Here is a 20,194-nt window from a genome sequence, read left to right as displayed (position 1 = left end):
AGCAGGTTTGAGTTTGCGACAATACCTAGATGCAAACCCTTAACGACTGGCTCGCCCACTGCGAGCAGCTGCACGCCAAGAATATCGACATGGGCCTGGAGCGTGTGCGCGCGGTGGCCGAGCGCATGAACCTGGCTTTTTCCTGCCCGGTGATCACCGTGGCAGGCACCAATGGCAAGGGTTCCACCTGCGCCATGCTGGAAGCCGTGCTGATCCAGTCGGGCTACCGCACGGGGGTCTACACCTCGCCGCATCTGGTGCATTTTGAAGAGCGCTGCCGCTTGAACGGCGAAAGCTCAACTGCTGCTGATTTGATAGCTGGCTTCGAAGCTGTAGAAAGCGCCAGGGGCGAAATTAGCTTGACGTATTTTGAGTTCACCACGCTCGCCATCATGTACCGCCTGGCCAACGCCGGGCTGGACGCGGTGATTCTGGAGGTGGGCCTGGGCGGGCGTTTGGATGCCGTCAACATCATCGACGCCGACTGCGCCGTGATCACCAGCATCGACCTCGACCACATGGAATTCTTGGGCCCCGACCGCGAAAGCATCGGCCGCGAGAAAGCGGGCATCATGCGCGCCGGCCGTCCCGTGGTGGTCAGCGACCCAGTGCCGCCCGAGAGTGTGATTGAGCACGCCCGTGCCATCGGCGCCGACTTGTGGCGCGCGGGTGAAGACTTCAATTTCTCGGGCGACAAGCAGCAATGGGGTTGGGCGGGCCGTGGCCGGCGTTACACCGGCTTGGCTTACCCGGGTCTGCGCGGTGCCAACCAACTGGTGAATGCCGCTGGCGTGCTGGCCGCGCTGACCGCCATCCGCGACAAACTGCCCGTCACCGCCCAAGCCGTGCGCAACGGCATGGCGCTTGTCGAACTGCCCGGCCGTTTCCAGATCGTGCCCGGCGAACCCGCACTGGTGCTCGACGTGGCGCACAACGCACACGCCGTGGCCGCGCTGGCCGTCAATTTGGATGCGATGGGTTTCTTCCCCACCACGCATGCGGTATTTGGTGCCATGGCCGACAAAGACCTGGCGCCCATGTTCGAGCGCATCGGCCCGCTGATCGACCATTGGGTGTTCACCGATTTGCCCACCGCCCGCGCCGCCAAGGCACAGGACCTGCAGGCCAAGTGGCAAAGCCAGAATACCCGCAAGGACGCCATCAGTGAGACGGCCGCAAGTCCGGCCGAGGCGCTGGCGGCAGCCGTGGCCGCTGCTAAGCCGACTGATAGAATCGTGGTCTTTGGATCGTTCTACACCGTTGGCGGCATACTCGAGAATGGTGTTCCCAGGCTCAACGCCAAACATCTGGGCTCCTGAGCACTAACCGCACATGGCTTTTTTCAAGTTCCGTTCTCGCGGCCAAAAGGGCGACGATTTGTCGTCCAACCCCACCGAGTCCATCGAAGGCATGCGTCGGCGAGCCCGCCACCGCCTGATCGGCGCCACCATTTTGGTGCTGCTGGGCGTGATCGGTTTCCCTCTTTTGTTCGATACCCAACCGCGCCCTGTCTCGGTCGACATTCCGATCGATATTCCCGAAAAAGGCAAGGTCAAGCCTTTGGGCGCGGGTGCTGCGGCCAACGGCCCCGTGGTGAAAGTGGAACAACCGCCGGCGGATGCCACGCCCGTGGAAACGACCCCTGCGCCAAAGCCTGCATCCAATACACCGTCTTCGTCTGCCCGCGTCGCTGCGGCGAACAGCCTGTCTGATAAAGAGGAAGTGGTGTCGGCTCCAAAGCCAGAAGCCAAACCCGAATCTAAGCCTGAGCCCAAGCCAGAGCCAAAACCCGAACACAAAGCCGAAACCAAGCCAGAGCCCAAGTCCGTTGCCAAGGTTGAGGCTAAGGTTGATGACAGCGGTGCGCGCGCCAAGGCCCTGCTGGAGGGAAAATCGCCTACAGCAACTCCTTCGGCCGCTGCGTCAGCCGAAGACGGTCTAGAACGTTTTGTGGTGCAAGTGGGCGCCTTTGCCGAAGCCGGCAAAGCGCAAGAAGTGCGTTCCAAATTGGAAAAGGCTGGTTTGAAAACCTACACCCAAGTGGTACAGACCAGCAGCGGCGCCCGTACGCGGGTGCGCGTGGGGCCTTTTGCCAAGAAGGCTGAAGCGGAAAAAGCAGTGGCCAAGATCAAGAGCCTTGACTTATCGGCTTCCGTCCTGACCTTGTAAGCAAGCATTTCTATGGCTGTGTTGGATTGGGTGTTGGTGGCGCTGCTTTTGGCGTCCATCACGCTGGGGGCCTGGCGGGGCCTGGTATTTGAAGTCCTGTCCGTGTTGGGCTGGATTGCCGCTTTTGTGCTGGCGCAATGGTTTGCGCCAGAAGTGGCTGCCCGATTGCCTTTGGGCGAGGCATCGGAGACCGTGCGCTACTGCGCCGGGTTCGTCATCGTATTCATTGTGGCGGCGTTTGCAGCAGGGCTGCTGACGGCGCTGGTCAGAAAGTTGGTCCAGGTCGTTGGTTTACGGCCTGTAGACCGTGTGCTCGGCATGTTTTTTGGTGCCCTGCGTGGCTTGGTTTTGTTGCTGGCGGGCACCGTGGTGGTGTATCTGGTGTCGTTCGACACCCAGCCGTGGTGGCAAGAGTCACATGGTGCCGCGCTGCTGACCGACCTGTTGCACGTGGTGCGACCGATGTTGCCGGAAGAGTTTGCTAAGTTTTTGCCGTAACCCCGCGGCTGAATGTGTGCCGTTACCCCAGCGGCTTGAGGAAATCATATGTGTGGAATCGTTGGTGTCGTCAGTGACGCTCCTGTTAACCAGTTGATCTATGACGCGTTGCTGCTGCTGCAGCATCGGGGCCAAGATGCCGCCGGCATCGTGACCCAACAAGACCGCAAGTTCTTCATGCACAAGGCCAAAGGCATGGTGCGCGACGTCTTTCGTACCCGCAACATGCGGGCGCTGCCTGGCGACTGCGGTTTGGGCCAGGTGCGGTACCCCACCGCTGGCAACGCTTATAGCGAAGAAGAGGCCCAGCCTTTCTACGTGAACGCGCCGTTCGGCATTGTGCTGGTGCACAACGGTAACCTGACGAATGCCAAGGAACTCAAGCGCGAGTTGTTCACCACCGACCACCGCCACATCAACACCGAGAGCGACTCCGAAGTGCTGCTGAACGTGTTGGCGCACGAGATCGAGCGCTGCACACGTGGTTTGCCGCTCACCCCTGCTGACCTGTTCGCTGCCGTGCGCAATGTGCACCGCCGGGTCAAGGGCTCGTACGCCGTCATCGCCTCGATTGCTGGCCATGGCTTGTTGGCTTTCCGCGACCCGTACGGCATTCGCCCGCTGTGTATTGGCCGTGGCGTGAACAACACCGTGATGCTGGCCAGCGAATCGGTGGTGCTCGAAGGCACGTTGCACACCATGGAGCGCGATGTGGCGCCTGGTGAAGCCGTGTTTGTCGACCTGAAGGGCCAGGTCCACAGCGAGCAATGCGCTGAATCGCCTAAGCGCAACCCCTGCATTTTTGAATACGTCTACCTGGCGCGTCCTGACTCGGTGCTGGATGGTATTTCGGTCTATCAGGCTCGTTTGAACCTGGGCGAAACGTTGGCCAAGCGCGTGATCTCTACCGTCCCGCCAAAAGATATCGACGTGGTGATCCCGATCCCCGAATCAAGCCGACCTAGTGCCATGCAACTGGCCCAGTTGCTGGGCCTGCCGTACCGCGAAGGCTTTGTGAAGAACCGCTACGTTGGCCGTACCTTCATCATGCCGGGCCAAGGCACGCGCAAGAAGTCGGTGCGCCAAAAGCTCAACGCCATTGGCAGCGAGTTCAAGGGCCGCAACGTGTTGCTGGTCGATGACTCCATCGTGCGTGGCACCACCTCCAAAGAAATCGTGCAAATGGCACGTGACGCCGGTGCCCGCAAGGTCTACCTGGCCAGCGCTGCGCCGCCCGTGCGTTACCCCAACGTCTACGGCATCGACATGCCGACCAAAGACGAACTGGTCGCGCATGGCCGCACGGTGGACGAGATCCGTGAGTTGATCGGTTGTGACGCTTTGATTTACCAAGACGTCGAAGGCATGAAGCGCGCCATCGGTGCTGCTGCAGAGACCGCAGGCTTGGGCGACTTGCCGGTCGGTGGCTTCGATGCCTCGTGTTTTGACGGCGTGTATGTCACCGGCGACATCACTTCCGACGACATCCAGCGCATCAACGAAGGGCGCCACGCGGCTACCAACGAGCAGGAGGAAGACACTTCCCGCCTGGCCCTGCCCAACGCCCAAACCGCTTAACGCGAAGACTGCCTGAACCCGCACTGACCCGATCCATGACGCAAAAGATTCGCACCCGCTTCGCCCCATCGCCCACTGGTTTCATCCACCTGGGCAACATTCGTTCCGCGCTGTACCCATGGGCATTTGCCCGGGCCACCGGGGGCGACTTCATTTTGCGTATTGAAGACACCGATCTGGAGCGTTCCACCCAAGCCGCAGTCGATGTCATCATCGAAGGCATGGCTTGGCTGGGCTTGAACCACGACGAAGGCCCGTTCTACCAAATGCAACGCATCGACCGCTACAAGGCGGTGTTGGCTGAGTTGCAAGCGGCGGGGCACGTGTACCCCTGCTACATGTCGATGGCTGAACTGGATGCCCTGCGTGAAAAGCAAATGGCTGCCAAAGAAAAGCCTCGTTACGACGGCACCTGGCGCCCCGAGCCTGGCAAGACTTTGCCGCCCGTACCCGAAGGTGTGCAGCCGGTGTTGCGCTTCAAGAATCCGATTGGCGGCGTGGTGGCGTGGGACGACAAGGTCAAAGGCCGTATCGAGATCAGCAATGACGAGTTGGATGACCTGGTGATTGCGCGCCCCGATGGCACGCCCACCTATAACTTCTGCGTGGTGGTGGACGACATCGACATGGCCATCACCCACGTGATCCGTGGCGACGACCACGTCAACAACACGCCGCGCCAGATCAACATCTTCAAAGCCTTGGGCAAAGAGGCCCCGGTGTACGCGCACTTGCCTACCGTGCTGAACGAGCAGGGCGAGAAGATGAGCAAGCGCAACGGCGCCAAGCCGGTGACGCAATACCGCGACGAAGGCTTTCTGCCTGACGCGATGGTCAACTATCTGGCCCGCCTGGGCTGGAGCCACGGCGACGACGAAATCTTCAGCCGCGCACAATTTCTGGAGTGGTTCAACCTGGACCACCTGGGCCGCAGTGCCGCGCAGTTTGACGAGAGCAAGCTGCGTTGGGTGAATGCCCAGCACTTGAAGGCCATGGCAGACGACGCGCTGGAGCCGCTGGTGAAGGCGCAGCTCGCCAAGCAGGGCATTACCGCTGACGACCGCCTGGTCCGCATCTGTGGCCTGTTCAAAGACCGCTGCGACACCATCAACGCATTGGCTGACTGGGCTGCTCGTTTCTATGGCGACGTGACCATCACCGAGGAAGACCGCGCCACCCACCTCGTGCCCGCGATCTTCCCGGCGGTCGATGCCTTGGCTGCAAAGCTCTCCAAATGCGAATGGACGAAACCTGCGATTGCGGCAGCGTTCAAGGAAACTTTGGGCGAATTTGCCCTTAAAATGCCACAGTTGGCAATGCCAGTGCGTGTGCTTGCAGTAGGGACTGCCCACACACCTTCCGTAGATGCGGTGCTTGAATTAGCAGGAAGAGAAAAAATTTTGGCGAATTTGCAAAAACGCTAAAAACCTGTATATAATTCGAGGCTCAGCAGTTAACGATGTGTTGAAAGCAATAAGCAAGAAACAAATCGAAGACAGTGGGGGGTATAGCTCAGTTGGTAGAGCGCTTGCATGGCATGCAAGAGGTCAGCGGTTCGACTCCGCTTACCTCCACCACAGTGTTGAATTGAACGGAAGTTCTTAGGTTATGACCCTATCGTCTAGAGGCCTAGGACATCACCCTTTCACGGTGAGTACCGGGGTTCGAATCCCCGTAGGGTCGCCAAGTTATAGCGCTTGGATGTGATACACGATTTGTGTTGCATCGAAAGCTATCTACCAGGAGTGGTAGTTCAGTTGGTTAGAATACCGGCCTGTCACGCCGGGGGTCGCGGGTTCGAGTCCCGTCCACTCCGCCAAAACGGAAAAGCCATCAATCGAAAGATTGGTGGCTTTTTTCATTTCTGGCTTCAAAACTTTATTCCATGATTTGTCCCCATGACTTCTCAATGTCGTCATGCATCCGAGCCACGGTATACGGGTCATGCTGCTTCCCTATTTCATGTCGGAAAGACATCTTCGCTATGCACCTCTCCCCAAGCCAGACAAAGCCACGGACATGGTCATCGGGTAATTTGTAAAAAATTGTGTTGTATAGTCAATTCATGATGGGCAAAACCTGCGAAAGCCGGTGACGCAAAGCCTGCGGCCTAAGGGTGAAAACCTACGGTAGCGCGGTTGCCAGTCGATTTAATCGATCGCAATGCACAAGGCCCTCGTCCTTTTTGGTTGAGGGCATTTTTGTTTGCGCGCGCGTTGCTTGATGGCCTACCTGCCATGTTGGTGCTGTGCCCGTTGTTTGATCTATTGAAAGGATGCCTGTGTTCGGCTTGGATATGTTGTACCTGGGGGTGATGCTGTTTTCGAGCATCACCCTTTACCCGTTTGAAACTCCGCTGCCTTCCGCCTTGGAAAGCGTGACGCCCATCAGTCTGCACCGTGAGTGGTGGCGTGAAGATGGCGAGGGCAAGTGCACTTTCGAAGGCGTAGCTGTGCCGTATGTGCGCGATTGGGAAGAGGTGGTGCAGCAGGGGGATCGGGAAGTCGTGATTCCGGCTGAGCCTGACAAACGTGCGGCCTATGCCATTCTGGTGAACCGCAAGCTGTGCCAAGGCAAAGCGCCCGAAGCGATTTTGCGCGCTGGCGCGCTTATCGGCGCGCGCCGTGGACTGTTCGATAACGAGAAAAAGGCCATCGGTGCGTCCAACTTCGCCGCTGGTGATTTGCTCCAAACCCCGCCTGACAAACAACCCAAGTGGTTGTCTCAAGTGGTGGGGCGAATCGAGCGTGTGGCGGCTGCCGGGGATGTGAAGGCCAAGGCATTTCTGGACACCAGCGTTGCCGAACTGGACGTGGCGTTGCCCGCGCGCGCGGCGGGCCGGAAGAAAGGGGCGGAAGAGCCGATGGCCAGCGTGGGGCCGGCGGCCGTAGCCGCTTCAGAGGCCAGTGGCCCAGCCACTTCGGTCAAATAAAGCCTTGGATCAAACCCGCTTGCCGTCAGCACCGATGACGGCTTCACCATCCTCTTTGGTGAAGGCGCCGCGTTGCGGTAACGGCAAGATGTCGAGCACTAACTCAGACGGCCGGCACAGCTTGGCACCCAGTGCTGTGACCACAATGGGACGGTTGATCAGGACTGGATGCTGCAGCATGAAGTCCACGAGCGCATCGTCGCTCCATTTTTCGTCGGCCAGTCCAAGCTCTTTTGCCAACGCTTCTTTTTGCCGCAGCAGTTCACGCGCGCTGATGCCCATGGCTTGGAGCAGTTCAAGCAGGCGGGCTTTGCTCGGTGGCGTCTTCAGGTATTCGATGACCTCGGGCTCTACGCCGCTGTTGCGAATGAGTGCCAGGGTGTTGCGCGAGGTGCCGCAGGCGGGGTTGTGGAAGATGGTGATGTGATGCATGAGGTGCTCTCAGTTAATTTTTGGATCGCCTGGCGCCAGTTTCATACCAGGCTTGTGAGCGGTTGACCGCTGCCACAACCGCCAGCATCAGGGGAACCTCGATGAGCACGCCCACAACGGTGGCCAATGCTGCGCCCGACTTGAAACCAAACAAGCTGATGGCCGTGGCCACCGCCAGCTCGAAGAAATTGCTGGCGCCAATCAGCGCCGATGGGCCGGCCACGCAGTGCTGCACGCCCATGCGGCGGTTCAGCCAGTAGGCTAGCCCGGAGTTGAAGACCACCTGGATCAAGATGGGTACTGCCAGCAGCGCAATGACCAACGGCTGTTGCAGAATTACTTCGCCTTGAAACGCAAACAGCAGCACCAGCGTCAGCAGCAATGCGGCAATCGAAAAGGGGCCGAGCTTGTCGAGACGCGCTTGGAAGTGCGCCTCGCCATTGGAGAGCAGAGCTTTGCGCAGCAGTTGCGACAGCACCACGGGCACCACGATGTACAGGCCAACCGAGATCAGCAGTGTTTCCCACGGGACGGTGATAGACGACAAACCCAGCAGCAACCCCACAATCGGGGCGAAGACCACCACCATGATCGCGTCGTTGAGTGCCACCTGCGAGAGTGTGAAATACGGGTCGCCTTTGCAGAGTTGGCTCCACACAAACACCATGGCCGTGCAGGGCGCGGCGGCCAGCAAAATCAAGCCCGCGATGTAGCTGTCGATTTGCTCTGTGGGTAGCAGAGGCGCAAACAAGTGGCGAATAAAGAGCCAACCCAGCAATGCCATGCTGAAAGGTTTGACTGCCCAGTTGATGAACAGCGTGACACCAATGCCGCGCGCATGGGCCTTGACCTGGCCCAGCGCGGCGAAGTCGATCTTCAGCAGCATGGGGATGACCATGCCCCATATCAAAACGCCTACAGGAATGTTGACTTGAGCGACTTCCATGGCAGCCACCGATTGCGTCAGCGTCGGAAAAAATTGCCCAAGGGTGACGCCAACGGCGATGCACCCGATCACCCAAACGGTGAGATAACGCTCGAAAAAGCTGATCGACGGTTTCAGCATTTGCAGCTCGCCGCAGAGGCGTCTACCGCGCAAGGCGCACCCTGGCAGCAGTTCTCCGTCAAGAAGCTGAGCAAGCCATTCATTTGCTCGTAAGCTGCGCGGTAGATGAGGTTACGGCTCGCACGTTCCTGGGTGACCAGCCCGGCGTTGACCAACTCTTTGAGATGAAACGAGAGGGTGTTGGCTGGAATGCCCAGTCCTTCGGCCATGGCGCCTGGGTTTAGGCCGCTGTCGCCCGTGACCACCAGTGCGCGAAACACCTGGAGGCGAATCGGGTGTGCCAAGGCGGCCAGGCTTTTGATGATGTCTGATTCTTCCATATTTCAATAATAGTCGAAATATGGAAGAGATGCATTCCCAAATTTGGTTGGGTGATCTTTGGTGCTTTAGGGAAGCTGCAGCGTGCAGCTATCGCCCACGCCGTCGCGCCACACCTTCACACTCTGCAGCAGGCGGCGTTCGATGTTCAACCGGCTGGCGATAAACGCGCACAGGTTTTCCAGTGTGGGTGTGCCAATACCAGCGACTTCGTCCAGCAGATGGTGATCCAGCATCTCGCGCACCACGGCAATTTCTTGCCGCAACAGGCCTAAGTCCACGACCATGCCGGTGGTTGGATCTTGCTCGCCACCGATGGTGACTTCCACGCTATACGTGTGGCCGTGGATGCGTTTGCTGCCCTCGGCTTCAATTGCGCGCTGCAAGGTGTGCGCAGCGTCGAAGTAGAACTTCTGGCTCAGCTCGAATCTCATCGTATGCCTGTGATCTTGTGGGTTTGCAGGCTCAGGCGCCACTTTGGTCGTTCCAGGCATTTGCCGATGCAGATTTGCACGTTCGCCGGTTGTTGCGGGTTGTCCATGGGCTGCAAGAAGTGGTTTTCAAAATCGGCAGCTTCGAGTTCGTCGAGGTCCAAGCCCGCTTGAGGCCACACCACTTTGAGCTCTTGGCCCTGCCGCTGAATCCACTGCGAGCCGCCCTTGGGGCTGACGCACAACCAGTCGATGCCGGGTGGCGCCTGAATGGTGCCGTTGGTTTCCACCGCGATTCTGAAGCCTTGCGCATGCATGGCGGCGATCAAGGGCGTGTCGATTTGCAACAGCGGCTCGCCACCTGTCATCACCACCAGGCGGTTGGCCATGTCGTGTGCGGGCCAGAAGCTGGCGATCTTTTCGGCCAGGGCTTCGGCGGTGCGGTATTTGCCGCCCGAGGTGCCATCGGTGCCCACAAAGTCGGTGTCGCAAAATTGGCAGATGGCACTGGGACGGTCTTCTTCTCGGCCAGTCCACAGGTTGCAGCCGGCAAAGCGGCAGAACACGGCGGGGTGACCAGCGTTCGCGCCTTCACCTTGCAAGGTATAAAAAATTTCTTTGACAGCGTAGGTCACAGGCGCATCTCCTGAGCGCGTGGGGTGGCAGCGGGCCGGGCCCGCGCGTCAGCCCAGAACTTCGGTCGTGGCTTCTGGCTCGGCGTCGAAGCAGTCCAGAAAGCTGAAGTAGATCGAGGTGAAGAACATCGACGCCATCACCAGTGCCAAAGGCAGCATAGCCGTGGTGGCCAACTCAGGCGAGCCAAACAACAAGGACAACAGGGTCATGCACAAGCCGGCCAACAAAAACACACCCATCCAGGCCAAGCCATAGACGGTGAACGCGCCGAAGTTGCGCAAGCAGGCTACCAAGCTGAAAAACAGACTTTTCACCGGTGCCACATCGTGCCAATGCACCAGTGCGGGTGCGTGCCAGAACATCAGCGACAGCGGCAAATACAGCGCCATGCTGACCCACATGGCGGTCTGGAAAGCCGGGCTGGCCACGACTTCACGCGACAACACCTCGCCCAGCAGGTAAGCCTTGGCAAACGAGCCGCCGTCGACCAGTGCTGACGCGCCCATGACGATCAAAAAACCACCCGCATACAGCAGGCCCAGCATGACGATGGCGTTGAGCCGCTGGCGCCCGGCGCGAAACGCGCTGAGCAAAATGGTGGGCGTGGGGAACTTGCCCTTGTTGGCTTCTTGGGTGGCGGCCATCAAGCCCAGCGTGGCCGCTGGCAGCAGGCACAGGGCCAGGGCGCTGCCCAAGAGCGGCACCATGCTGGCAATGGCCACACTAGCCATGAACATGAAAAACAGACCGGCCAAGGCCAGCGGTTGTTTGAAAAAGGTCAGGATGCCCAGCTTGACCCACTGGAGCCCGGTGCTGGCCTTGACGATTTTGAGTTTCATTGTGCGTTGGATGCGACGTGCAGAACGTCTGGGTTGGCGATGCGCTCTTGCAGCACACGCTCGAAATGGGTGGGGTCGTGGGCCTTGAGGATGGCAGCCTCGCGCGGCAGGTAAAAGTCCCACAGGCGCGAGATCCAGAAACGCAGCGCACCGGCACGCAGCATGGCGGGCAGCAATTGGCGTTCGGCCGCTGTCAGCGGCCGCACAGCGGTGTAAGCGGCCAGGAACGCAGCGGTGCGGTTTGTGTCAGCACGTGCGCTGACCAGGTCGATGCACCAGTCGTTCAAACACACGGCCAGATCGAACAACCAGGTGTCCACGCCCGCAAAGTAGAAATCGAAGAAGCCGGACAACACGGGCTGTTGACCGTCGTGGTCGAACATCACGTTGTCGCGGAACAGGTCGGCGTGGATGGGCCCGCGCGGCAGAGCTGCGTAGGCTGACGATTCGGCGATGTGGTTCTGGTAAGCCACTTCGCTTTGCAGCAGCGCGGCTTGCGGCGGGTCGAGGTAGGGCTTGATGACCGGCGTGGTCTCGTTCCACCAGGGCAGGCCCCGCAGGTTGGGCTGGCTGCGGTTGAAATCGCTACCGGCCAGGTGCATGCGGGCCAAAGTGGCGCCGACCTGGGCGCAGTGCTCGACACCGGGTGCGAGTTCGCTTTTGCCTTTGAGGCGCGTGACCACCGAAGCCGGCTTTTGCTGCACGGTGTGCAAGATGTCGCCCTGGCGGTTGGCCATGGGGTCGGGCACCGGAATACCGCGGTGCGCCAAATGCTTCATCAGGTGCAGATAGAACGGCAGTTGCGCGAAGCTCAGGCGTTCAAACAGCGTCAACACATACTCGCCGCTGGCAGTGGTGACGAAGTAGTTGGTGTTCTCGATGCCGCCCTCGATGCCGCGCAGGTTGCTGACCTCACCGAGATCCAAATCGCGCAGCAGAGCCTGCGCCTCTTGCAAAGAGACTTGTGTGTAAACCGCCATGGCTCAGAAAGTTAGAAGTCCAGCAGTTTCCAGGCAGGTCTGCCGGCGCTGCTTGCAGGGGTGTCGCGGTCGTTATGCGACTGGCTGCGCAAGCCGTTGGATGGCTTGACTTCATAGGCCGGCATGCCGTTGGCTGGCTGCACAGTAATGGTTTGGGTTTCGCCGCCGTAGCGGGTTTCGTCGATGCGGGCGCCTTGGTCTTCCACCGTGATGCGTTCGATCTTCTGATCGCGCGCAGATCCGGGCGTGGATGTGGCCGCAGGGGCCGATGCCGCCGCCTGCGGGGCAGGGGCTTGCGCCCAGCCGCTGGACGCGGCGAACAGAATCAGGGGGAGGACGTATGTGGCGCGCATGGGGCGATTGTAGGACGGTTGTGGTGCATCACCGTACTTCCTTGTGGGCAGTGCACTCAAGGTGGGTAGGGGATTGCGGCGATGGGGCTGCTGAGGCGGCAGGCGGGCCGCCCAAGCAGGCAAAATGCGCCCATGACGAACAAGAAAACCTTGCTGCTGGTCGATGGCTCCAGCTACCTGTACCGCGCCTTTTTTGCCGGTGGCGAAACCATGAGCACCACCTTGCCCGACGGCACGGTGCAAAAGACCGGCGCCATCCGCATCATCATCAACATGATGAACAGCTTGCGCAAAGAGGTACACGCCGACTACGCCGTGTGTGTGTTCGATGCCAAGGGCCCGACCTTCCGCGACGAGTGGTACCCCGCCTACAAAGCCACACGCAGCCCCATGCCCGATGACTTGCGCAGCCAGATCGAGCCGGTGCACGAGGTGATTGCGCTGATGGGCTGGCCCGTGGTGGCCGTGCCGGGCGTGGAGGCCGACGACGTGATCGGCACCTTGGCGGTGGCCGCCGCGCAGCAAGGCATCGAGGTGATCATCTCCAGCGGCGACAAGGATTTGAGCCAACTTGTGAACGAGCATGTCACGGTGATCGACACCATGAGCGGCAAGCGCCGCGATGTGGCCGGGGTGACCAGCGAATTTGGCGTGCCGCCGAGCCTGATGGTCGACTACCAGACGCTGGTGGGCGACACCGTGGACAACGTGCCCGGTGTGCCCAAGGTCGGCCCCAAGACCGCCGCCAAGTGGCTGCAGGAATACGGTTCGCTCGACGCGTTGATGGCCCGCTCCAGCGAGATCAAAGGCGTGGCGGGCGAAAACCTGCGCAACGCGGGGGACTGGTTGCCGCAAGGCCGCCGCCTCGTCACCATCAAAACCGACTGTGAACTGGCGGGTCATATCGATGGCCTGCCTGCTCTGGATTCCATAGCTTACGCCGCAGTGGATACGGTCGCATTGAAGGCTTTTTACGATAAGTTTGGCTTCAAGGGCCTGGCCAAAGCGCTGGAAGGCGCAACGGCCGCCGAGGCTGCTCCCAAGGCAGAAAAAGCCTCCAAGGCCACCGCTTCAGCCGAGCCAGGATTGTTCGACGAGCCAACTGATGCCGCAGCGTCTGCCGCCGCCACCCGCACACCCGGCTTTGAAACCATCCTGACCTGGGACGCGTTCGATGCCTGGCTCGCCAAGCTGCAAGCCGCCGACCTGGCGGCGCTGGACACCGAGACCAATTCCATCGACGAGATGCTGGCCGAAGTGGTGGGCATCAGCGTGTGCATCACCCCTGGCGAGGCCGCCTACATTCCCGTGGCGCACAACTACCCCGACGCGCCCACGCAGTTGCCGCGCGACGAGGTGCTGGCCAAGCTCAAACCTTGGCTGGAAGATGCGAGCAAAGCCAAGCTCGGCCAACACATCAAGTACGACCGCCACGTGTTCGCCAACCACGGCATCGAAGTGCGCGGCTACGCGCACGACACCATGCTGCAAAGCTACGTGCTGGAAGTGCACATGCCACACGGCCTGAGCAGCCTGGCCGAGCGCCACCTGGGCCGCAGTGGCATCAGCTTTGAAGACCTGTGTGGCAAAGGGGTGCACCAGCTCACCATCAACCAAGTGGACGTGGAAAAAACGGCCGAGTACGCGTGTGAAGATGCCGACATGACGCTGGCCGTGCACCGCGTGCTGTGGCCGCAGTTGCAGGCAGATGAAAAGCTCGGCGGCATATATGCGCTGGAAATCGCCAGCAGCGAGGCGCTGTTCCGTATTGAGCGCAACGGCGTGTTGATCGACGCGCCCACGCTGGCGGCGCAAAGCCACGCTTTGGGCCAGCGCATTCTGCAACTGGAAACCGAGGCCTACGAGATTGCCGGCCAGCCCTTCAACCTCAGCAGCCCCAAGCAGTTGGGCGAAATCTTCTTCGACAAACTCGGCATGCCGGTGGTCAAGAAAACCGCCACTGGTGCGCGCAGCACTGACGAAGAAGTGCTGGAAAAGCTGGCCGAAGACTACCCGCTGCCGGCCAAGCTGCTGGAGCACCGCAGCCTGTCGAAACTTAAGGGCACCTACACCGACAAACTGGCGCTGCTGATCTTGCCGCGCAGTGGCCGCGTGCACACGCACTATGCGCAGGCCGTGGCGGTGACGGGGCGCCTCAGCAGCAACGACCCCAACCTGCAAAACATTCCGATCCGCACGCCCGAAGGCCGCCGCGTGCGCGAAGCCTTTGTGGCCGCGCCCGGCAAGGTGATCGCCAGTGCCGACTACTCGCAAATTGAGCTGCGCATCATGGCCCACATCAGCGGCGATGCATCGCTGTTGCGTGCCTTCCATGAAGGCATCGACGTGCACCGCGCCACGGCTTCTGAAGTGTTTGGTGTGGCGGTGGACGAGGTCTCCAGCGAGCAACGCCGCTACGCCAAGGTGATCAACTTCGGCCTGATCTACGGCATGAGCGCCTTTGGTCTGGCGCGTAATTTGGGCATCGACAACACAGCGGCTAAGAACTACATCGCCCGCTATTTCGAGCGTTACCCCGGCGTGAAGGACTACATGGAATCCACCCGCAAAATTGCCAAAGAGCAGGGCTATGTGGAAACCGTGTTTGGCCGACGCCTGCAGCTATCCGGCATTCAAAACGCCAAGGGCGCGCAATTGGCGGGCCTGGAGCGCGCCGCCATCAACGCGCCTATGCAGGGCACGGCGGCCGACCTCATCAAGCGCAGCATGGTGAAGGTGCAGGAAGTGCTGGACGCCGAGAAACGCGGCACGCTGATGATCATGCAGGTGCACGACGAACTGGTGTTCGAAGTGCCGCAAGACGAGGTGGACTGGGTGCGCAGCGAGATCCCGCGCCTGATGGCTGGTGTGGCCGACCTCAAGGTGCCGCTGCTAGCCGAAGTGGGCGTAGGCGCCAACTGGGATCAGGCGCACTGAGCCTGATCCGTTCTCTCTGCCTTACCTTGGAGCCGACTTAAAACCGGTCGGCCCGGTAAGGCGCCGGGTCGATGTAGGGCGTTTCGCCGTGCATCATCTCTGCCAGCAAACGGCCCGTGGCCGGGCCCAGCGTAAAGCCCTGGTGCGCGTGGCCGAAGTTGAACCACAAACCCTTGTGTTGCGGTGCGGGGCCGATCACCGGCAGCATGTCCACGGTGCAGGGACGCGCGCCCAACCACGGCGTGGCCTCCACGGGAGCGCCCAGCGCGACCAATTCGCGTGCGGCAGCTTCTGCATGGGCCAGCTGTACTGGCGTTGCCGGGGCGTCGATGCGGGCAAACTCGGCGCCGGTGGTCAGCCGCAGGCCGAGCGCCATGGGGGCCAGCACCATGCCGTTGTCGGTGTCCAGCATGGGGCTGTGCACCGGTTTGGCCAACGCGTAGTGGCGGTGGTAGCCGCGTTTGACGAACAGCGGCAGCTTGTAGCCCAAGCGCTGCGTCATGGCGTCAGCCCACGGGCCCAGCGCGATGACGGCTTGCGCAGCGTTGACGATGCCGTCTTGCGTTTTCACCGACCAGCCCGCGCCGCTGGCGGCCAGCGTGCTGGCGTCGCCGTGTTGAAGCTGCCCGCCGCGCTGCATAAACAACTTGGCGTAACGCGCCACCAGTTCACCCGGGTCGCTGATAGCCCATGGGTCGCGCCAATGCACGGCGCCAGCCAGGCGTTGCTGGAGTGCAGGTTCGGCCAGAGCGAGGGCTTGGCCGTCTTCGATGCCAACATCCAACCCGTAGCGTTGGGCCACGCGCCGCGCGTCGGCAGCCGCGGCTTCGAAGGCCGAGGCCGAGCGGTAAATCTCGCGCCAGCCCCCCTTGGTGACCAGGCCGCCCGCATCGGCAGCGGCAATCAGGCCCTGGTGTTCGCTGATGCAATGCTCGATCAGCCGGCTGTAAGCGGCCGCCACGTGCACGTAGTTTTGCGGCGCCGAGGCGTTCCAGTAGCGGGCCAGCTTCGGTAGCAGATCGCCCATGGCGTTCAGGTGGTAGTGCACGTCGTTGCCACGGCCGAGTGCCACTTCCACAATCTTCTCCAGGCTGCGCGGGAACGCGTAGGGCTCCACGGCTTCGCGTTGGATCAGCCCCGCATTGCCGTAGGAGGTTTCGCGCCCGGGCGCCTTGCGGTCGATCAGCATGACGGCGTGGCCGCGCTGCTGAAGCGCCAGCGCCGTGCTTACGCCCACCATGCCCGCACCAAGGACGACGATTTCAGTGGATTTCATAAAGCAGCGGCGAATAAGGGAGGGAGAGTGAAGGAAGAATTGTGCCCGTGGGCATGACGCGCAGCACATGCGTCGCCAATCGAGTTTCGAAGGTTGGATTGCCGTAATCGCAATTCATCGCAATTTAGCCCCCGGTGCGGATGGCATCGGTCAGGAACTGCACGAAGGCCCGACCCGCATCGGGCAGCACGCGGCTGGCGCGGGTCTGCACTTCCAAATAGCGCTCGTTCATTTCGCGGTCGCGCAAGGCAATGGCCACCAGCGATTGCCTCTGTAGCCGCGTGCGCAGCGACAGCTCGCCGTAGAACGCAATGCTGCCGTTGCCGCCACCGGTGGAGACAAAGCTCACCAGCGCGTCGGCATGGTTGCTGGTCATGGCCACGTTGTAGTGCAGACCCTGGCGGCTGCAGCTGATGTCGAGCAACTGGCGTACCGAACTGTTTTTGGGCGGCAGCGCCAACGGATAGGCCACCACCTGGGCCAGCGAGAGCTGACGTTGGCCGGCCAGCGGGTGGTCGTTGGCCATGACCGCCAGCACCGGGCTGGGGTGGCGCAGCGCCTGGTTGATGCCCGGCTCGGGAACCGAGCTCAGCGTGATACCCACATCGGCCTCGCCATCGCGCACCTGGCGCGCCACCTCGTTCTGCGGGCAGACCTCCAGATGAAACTGGATGCCGGTGTACTTCTCGCGAAACTGGGCGATCAGCGTGGGGATGAAGTCGAAGGCAAAGCCCTCGGTGCTGATCACGCGCACATGGCCGTTGCGCAGGCCGCGCAGGGCGGAGATGTCGCCGCTCACGCGTTCAATGTCTTGCTGCGTGCGCTTGGCGTGTGCCGCCAGCAATTCGCCCGCCGCGTTGGGAATCATGCCGCGCGCGCGGCGTTCGAACAGCAGCGTGTCGAGTTCGCTCTCCAGCCGCGCCACCTGGCGGCTTACGGCAGAGGGAGCCACGTTGAGCCGCAGCGCCGCGTCCTTGATGGAGCCGGTCTTGACCACTTCGAGGAAGTAGCGCACGGCGGTTTCCTGCAGTACCTGGCTGCGCATGGCGGCGGCTCTTTCAAAGAATGGGGTGAATGTAAATTGCCGAATTGGCAATCATCTAGTCGAAATATTGAGCTTGTTGCATTTTATGGCGACACCTAGCATTGCACTACCTGTTTTGGGTACACGTTTTTGATTGCGTTTTTGTGTCTAGCCTGGGAAATCTCCATGAAAGTCTCCGCAGCCCTTACTTCCCTGCTGGCCTTGGCCGGTTGTCTTGTTGCCTCCGCGCCGGCCTTGGCTGACGCCGCGTTTCCAACGCGGCCGATTTCCTTGGTGATTCCGTTCCCGCCCGGTGGCGCCACCGACGTGCTGGGCCGGGTCATCGGCCAGAAGATGAGCCAGGAGCTGGGCCAGCCCGTGGTGGTGGAAAACCGCGCCGGCGCCGGCACCATCATTGGCGCGGCCTACGTGTCGAAGGCCGCACCGGATGGCTACACGCTGCTGATCAGCTCGGGCACCACCTTCACGGTCAACCCGGCCATCCGCAACAACCTGCCGTACGACCCGGTCAAGGGTTTTGACCCGATTGGCATTGCCGGGCGCACGGGCTTGATCTTGCTGGCCAACACCGATGTGCCGGTGCAAACCGTCAAGCAGTTCGTCGACTACGTGAAAGCTTCGCCGGGCAAGTACGCCTATGGCTCGTTTGGCAGCGGCACCACCTCGCAGTTTGCGGGCGAAACCATTTTGCAAGCCACCGGGCTGAAGATGACACACGTGCCCTACAAGGGCAGCGCCCCGGCCATGGCCGATTTGATGGGCGGGCAACTGCCGTTCACGGTGGACACCGTGGCAGCGGCCGTGGCCCAGCTCAAGAGCGGCAAGATCAAGGCGATTGCGGTGACGACGGCCAAACGCTCGGCCCAATTGCCCAACGTGCCCACGCTGGCCGAAAGCGGCTACCCCGATGTGAACATGGACACCTGGCTGGTGGTGGCCGCACCCAAGGGCTTGCCGACGGACGTGAAGGCCAAGCTGGAAAAAGCGCTTGCTGCCGCCATGGCCGACCCCGACACGCGCGCCAAGGTCACCGGCATGGGCATGGATCCGGCCTTCAGCGACAGCAAGGCTACCAGTGAGTTGATCAACCGCGAACTGCCCATGATGCGGGCCCTGGCCGTGCGCGCCAACATCACGGCGGATTGATTGACCATGCCCATCTTTTCTCCTTCTGATCTGGTTGAAACCTCTGCTGTTGAATTGCGCCGCCTGATCGGCACCAAGGCGATCTCGCCGGTGGAATTGCTCGACGCCTGCATTGCACGCATTGGCTCGGTGAACCCGCACGTCAACGCCGTCACCGCCACCTGTTTTGACCGCGCCATGATCGAAGCCCAGGCCGCCGAACGCGCGGTGATGGCGGGCGAACCACTGGGCCTGTTGCACGGCTTGCCTCTGGGCGTGAAAGACCTGGAGCCCACCAAGGGCCTGCTCACCACCTGGGGCTCGGCCATTTACCGCGACCACGTGCCAGACGAAGACATCGAACTGGTGGCGCGTTTGCGCAAAGCCGGTGCGGTGGTGACTGGCAAAACCAATGTGCCCGAAATGGGAGCTGGGGCCAACACCCGCAACGCGGTGTGGGGTGCCACCGGCAACCCGTTCAACCCGAACCTGAACGCGGGCGGTTCGTCTGGCGGCTCGGCCGCCGCTTTGGCCTGCGACATGTTGCCTTTGTGCACCGGGTCTGACACCGGTGGCTCGCTGCGCATTCCTGCGTCGATATGCGGCGTGGTCGGCTTTCGGCCGTCGCCCGGCGTGGTGCCCAGTGTGCGCAAGCTGCTGGGCTGGACGCCGATCTCGGTGGTCGGGCCCATGGGCCGCACGGTGGAAGACGCCTGCCTGCAACTGGCCGCGTCGGCCGGCATGCACGCGGGCGACCCGCTGACCTATCCGCTAGACCCGCTGTCGTTCTTGAAGCCGCAAGACGTGGACCTGAGCCGACTGCGCGTGGCCTACACCGAAGACTTTGGCGTGTGCGCCGTGGACGACGGCATCCGCGCCACCTTCCGCCGCAAGATAGCCGCCATGCGCCATCTGTTCCGCAGCTGTGATGAGATCAAGCTCGATTTGGGCGAAGCGCATCGCTGCTTCGACGTGTTGCGTGCCGAGGCCTTTGTGGCCGGCATGCACGCGGCCTACGAACGCGACCCGGCGAGCCTGGGCCCGAACTCGCGTGCCAACTATGAGATGGGCGTGAAGATGAGCCTGCTCGACAGCGCCTGGGCGCAAGCCGAGCAGACGCGGCTGATCAAGCGTTTTCAAACCACTTTTACCGACTACGACCTGGTGCTGTCGCCCACCACACCGGTGTCGCCCTTCGCCTGGACGAACCTGTACGCCGACACCATCAACGGCGAGAAGCAAGAGAACTACTACCGCTGGCTGGGCCTGACGTATGTGGTGACCTTGCTCACGCATCCCGCGTTGTCGCTGCCGTGTGGGGTTGATCATTTGGGCATGCCGTTTGGCCTGCAGATGGTGGGCGGCTTCCGTACCGATCACCAGGTGCTCGGCGCTGCGCATGCCATGGAGCAAGCGTTCAGCCACTTGCCCGCACTGCGCCGTCCACGGCCCGATTTGGCGGCGTTGTGCGCCACGAAGATTGATCCGCCACTGTTGTCGATTGTGTCGGCTGCACCAGCAGTGAGCGGTGGTGCGTCCACCATGGCGTCTACTTCGGCCGTTTGATCTGTTGGCCGCT

General features: G+C 61.3%; 19 protein-coding genes, 3 tRNA genes and 1 riboswitch. Of the genes, 12 read left to right on the top strand and 10 right to left on the bottom strand.

Features of this window, described 5'->3' with window-relative positions; genetic code table 11:
• The first annotated feature begins 29 nt into the window (after positions 1-29).
• The 9 genes from folC to ACPWMG_RS21705 all read left to right on the top strand — a co-directional run bounded on the left by folC (position 30) and on the right by ACPWMG_RS21705 (position 7,177).
• The gene (folC, locus tag ACPWMG_RS21745) at positions 30-1,319 is read left to right on the top strand and encodes a bifunctional tetrahydrofolate synthase/dihydrofolate synthase (protein WP_483301595.1); all 1,290 of its coding nucleotides are present in this window, start codon (positions 30-32) and stop codon (positions 1,317-1,319) included.
• Between the two features lie 13 nt (positions 1,320-1,332).
• Entirely contained in the window at positions 1,333-2,169 is an 837-nt protein-coding gene (locus tag ACPWMG_RS21740; protein WP_483301594.1) for an SPOR domain-containing protein, read from the top strand.
• Positions 2,170-2,181: 12 nt separating this feature from the next.
• The gene (locus ACPWMG_RS21735; RefSeq protein ID WP_483301593.1) at positions 2,182-2,667 is read left to right on the top strand and encodes a CvpA family protein; all 486 of its coding nucleotides are present in this window, start codon (positions 2,182-2,184) and stop codon (positions 2,665-2,667) included.
• Positions 2,668-2,715: 48 nt separating this feature from the next.
• Positions 2,716-4,245 (top strand): amidophosphoribosyltransferase, encoded by a 1,530-nt coding sequence (gene purF, locus ACPWMG_RS21730; protein WP_483301592.1) that lies wholly within the window; start codon positions 2,716-2,718, stop codon positions 4,243-4,245.
• Positions 4,246-4,280: 35 nt separating this feature from the next.
• Positions 4,281-5,669: a glutamate--tRNA ligase gene (gltX, locus tag ACPWMG_RS21725; protein WP_483301591.1), complete on the top strand. Its 1,389-nt coding sequence runs from the start codon at positions 4,281-4,283 to the stop codon at positions 5,667-5,669.
• A 77-nt stretch (positions 5,670-5,746) separates the two neighbouring features.
• A tRNA-Ala gene (locus ACPWMG_RS21720) sits at positions 5,747-5,822 on the top strand.
• A gap of 33 nt (positions 5,823-5,855) precedes the next feature.
• Positions 5,856-5,931: transfer RNA gene (locus ACPWMG_RS21715), tRNA-Glu, on the top strand.
• Between the two features lie 56 nt (positions 5,932-5,987).
• Positions 5,988-6,064: transfer RNA gene (locus tag ACPWMG_RS21710), tRNA-Asp, on the top strand.
• Between the two features lie 242 nt (positions 6,065-6,306).
• A riboswitch (cyclic di-GMP riboswitch) is annotated at positions 6,307-6,391 on the top strand.
• Between the two features lie 135 nt (positions 6,392-6,526).
• Entirely contained in the window at positions 6,527-7,177 is a 651-nt protein-coding gene (locus ACPWMG_RS21705; RefSeq protein WP_483301590.1) for a hypothetical protein, read from the top strand.
• Positions 7,178-7,186: 9 nt separating this feature from the next.
• Here ACPWMG_RS21705 and arsC read toward each other — a convergent pair whose 3' ends face one another.
• The 8 genes from arsC to ACPWMG_RS21665 form a co-directional block, all read right to left on the bottom strand.
• On the bottom strand, positions 7,187-7,609 hold the full coding sequence (gene arsC / locus ACPWMG_RS21700; protein WP_483301589.1) for an arsenate reductase (glutaredoxin): 423 nt from the start codon (positions 7,607-7,609) through the stop codon (positions 7,187-7,189).
• Between the two features lie 13 nt (positions 7,610-7,622).
• Positions 7,623-8,675, bottom strand: a complete 1,053-nt coding sequence (gene arsB / locus ACPWMG_RS21695; protein ID WP_483301588.1) for an ACR3 family arsenite efflux transporter — start codon at positions 8,673-8,675, stop codon at positions 7,623-7,625.
• Entirely contained in the window at positions 8,669-8,995 is a 327-nt protein-coding gene (locus ACPWMG_RS21690) for an ArsR/SmtB family transcription factor (RefSeq protein WP_483301587.1), read from the bottom strand. The genes arsB and ACPWMG_RS21690 overlap by 7 nt, the downstream gene beginning before the upstream one ends.
• A 66-nt stretch (positions 8,996-9,061) precedes the next feature.
• Positions 9,062-9,427, bottom strand: coding sequence for a 6-carboxytetrahydropterin synthase (locus ACPWMG_RS21685; protein ID WP_483301586.1), 366 nt, complete (start codon positions 9,425-9,427; stop codon positions 9,062-9,064).
• Complete coding sequence (gene queE / locus ACPWMG_RS21680; RefSeq protein WP_483301585.1) at positions 9,424-10,059, bottom strand: 7-carboxy-7-deazaguanine synthase; 636 nt, start codon at positions 10,057-10,059, stop codon at positions 9,424-9,426. Before queE ends, ACPWMG_RS21685 begins: the two co-directional genes overlap by 4 nt.
• A gap of 48 nt (positions 10,060-10,107) precedes the next feature.
• The gene (locus ACPWMG_RS21675; protein WP_483301584.1) at positions 10,108-10,899 is read right to left on the bottom strand and encodes a BPSS1780 family membrane protein; all 792 of its coding nucleotides are present in this window, start codon (positions 10,897-10,899) and stop codon (positions 10,108-10,110) included.
• Complete coding sequence (locus ACPWMG_RS21670) at positions 10,896-11,879, bottom strand: homoserine kinase (RefSeq protein WP_483301583.1); 984 nt, start codon at positions 11,877-11,879, stop codon at positions 10,896-10,898. Before ACPWMG_RS21670 ends, ACPWMG_RS21675 begins: the two co-directional genes overlap by 4 nt.
• Positions 11,880-11,890: 11 nt before the next feature.
• Complete coding sequence (locus ACPWMG_RS21665) at positions 11,891-12,232, bottom strand: hypothetical protein (RefSeq protein ID WP_483301582.1); 342 nt, start codon at positions 12,230-12,232, stop codon at positions 11,891-11,893.
• 132 nt (positions 12,233-12,364) lie between these two features.
• Here ACPWMG_RS21665 and polA point away from each other — a divergent pair, with 132 nt between their 5' ends.
• Complete coding sequence (gene polA / locus ACPWMG_RS21660) at positions 12,365-15,169, top strand: DNA polymerase I (RefSeq protein WP_483301581.1); 2,805 nt, start codon at positions 12,365-12,367, stop codon at positions 15,167-15,169.
• A gap of 37 nt (positions 15,170-15,206) precedes the next feature.
• Here polA and ACPWMG_RS21655 read toward each other — a convergent pair whose 3' ends face one another.
• Together ACPWMG_RS21655 and ACPWMG_RS21650 are read right to left on the bottom strand one after the other, a co-directional pair.
• Positions 15,207-16,445 (bottom strand): NAD(P)/FAD-dependent oxidoreductase, encoded by a 1,239-nt coding sequence (locus tag ACPWMG_RS21655; RefSeq protein ID WP_483301580.1) that lies wholly within the window; start codon positions 16,443-16,445, stop codon positions 15,207-15,209.
• 124 nt (positions 16,446-16,569) lie between these two features.
• Positions 16,570-17,490: a LysR family transcriptional regulator gene (locus tag ACPWMG_RS21650; RefSeq protein WP_483301579.1), complete on the bottom strand. Its 921-nt coding sequence runs from the start codon at positions 17,488-17,490 to the stop codon at positions 16,570-16,572.
• Positions 17,491-17,655: 165 nt separating this feature from the next.
• On the opposite strand from ACPWMG_RS21650, the gene ACPWMG_RS21645 reads away from it, so the two are divergent.
• The gene (locus tag ACPWMG_RS21645; protein ID WP_483301578.1) at positions 17,656-18,636 is read left to right on the top strand and encodes a Bug family tripartite tricarboxylate transporter substrate binding protein; all 981 of its coding nucleotides are present in this window, start codon (positions 17,656-17,658) and stop codon (positions 18,634-18,636) included.
• A gap of 6 nt (positions 18,637-18,642) precedes the next feature.
• A complete protein-coding gene (locus tag ACPWMG_RS21640; protein ID WP_483301577.1) occupies positions 18,643-20,181 on the top strand; it encodes an amidase in 1,539 nt (512 codons plus the stop codon).
• Positions 20,182-20,194: the final 13 nt, after the last annotated feature.

Origin of the sequence: Hydrophilobacter chitinilyticus (genome assembly GCF_049860745.1) — a bacterium.
Classification (GTDB): Bacteria; Pseudomonadota; Gammaproteobacteria; order Burkholderiales; family Burkholderiaceae_C; genus Rhodoferax_B.
The sequence above is the reverse complement of the archived record's forward strand: the minus strand, read 5'-3'. Positions and strand labels throughout refer to the sequence as shown.

What these genes read in the sequence shown, in the direction of transcription:
- arsB (WP_483301588.1), bottom strand. Translation starts at nt 8,675, where the DNA reads ATGCTGAAACCGTCGATCAGCTTTTTCGAGCGTTATCTCACCGTTTGG.
- ACPWMG_RS21690 (WP_483301587.1), bottom strand. Translation starts at nt 8,995, where the DNA reads ATGGAAGAATCAGACATCATCAAAAGCCTGGCCGCCTTGGCACACCCG.
- ACPWMG_RS21640 (WP_483301577.1), top strand. Translation starts at nt 18,643, where the DNA reads ATGCCCATCTTTTCTCCTTCTGATCTGGTTGAAACCTCTGCTGTTGAA.
- ACPWMG_RS21665 (WP_483301582.1), bottom strand. Translation starts at nt 12,232, where the DNA reads ATGCGCGCCACATACGTCCTCCCCCTGATTCTGTTCGCCGCGTCCAGC.
- arsC (WP_483301589.1), bottom strand. Translation starts at nt 7,609, where the DNA reads ATGCATCACATCACCATCTTCCACAACCCCGCCTGCGGCACCTCGCGC.
- gltX (WP_483301591.1), top strand. Translation starts at nt 4,281, where the DNA reads ATGACGCAAAAGATTCGCACCCGCTTCGCCCCATCGCCCACTGGTTTC.
- folC (WP_483301595.1), top strand. Translation starts at nt 30, where the DNA reads ATGCAAACCCTTAACGACTGGCTCGCCCACTGCGAGCAGCTGCACGCC.
- ACPWMG_RS21650 (WP_483301579.1), bottom strand. Translation starts at nt 17,490, where the DNA reads ATGCGCAGCCAGGTACTGCAGGAAACCGCCGTGCGCTACTTCCTCGAA.
- purF (WP_483301592.1), top strand. Translation starts at nt 2,716, where the DNA reads ATGTGTGGAATCGTTGGTGTCGTCAGTGACGCTCCTGTTAACCAGTTG.
- polA (WP_483301581.1), top strand. Translation starts at nt 12,365, where the DNA reads ATGACGAACAAGAAAACCTTGCTGCTGGTCGATGGCTCCAGCTACCTG.
- ACPWMG_RS21655 (WP_483301580.1), bottom strand. Translation starts at nt 16,445, where the DNA reads ATGAAATCCACTGAAATCGTCGTCCTTGGTGCGGGCATGGTGGGCGTA.
- ACPWMG_RS21670 (WP_483301583.1), bottom strand. Translation starts at nt 11,879, where the DNA reads ATGGCGGTTTACACACAAGTCTCTTTGCAAGAGGCGCAGGCTCTGCTG.
- ACPWMG_RS21675 (WP_483301584.1), bottom strand. Translation starts at nt 10,899, where the DNA reads ATGAAACTCAAAATCGTCAAGGCCAGCACCGGGCTCCAGTGGGTCAAG.
- ACPWMG_RS21685 (WP_483301586.1), bottom strand. Translation starts at nt 9,427, where the DNA reads ATGAGATTCGAGCTGAGCCAGAAGTTCTACTTCGACGCTGCGCACACC.
- ACPWMG_RS21740 (WP_483301594.1), top strand. Translation starts at nt 1,333, where the DNA reads ATGGCTTTTTTCAAGTTCCGTTCTCGCGGCCAAAAGGGCGACGATTTG.
- ACPWMG_RS21735 (WP_483301593.1), top strand. Translation starts at nt 2,182, where the DNA reads ATGGCTGTGTTGGATTGGGTGTTGGTGGCGCTGCTTTTGGCGTCCATC.
- ACPWMG_RS21645 (WP_483301578.1), top strand. Translation starts at nt 17,656, where the DNA reads ATGAAAGTCTCCGCAGCCCTTACTTCCCTGCTGGCCTTGGCCGGTTGT.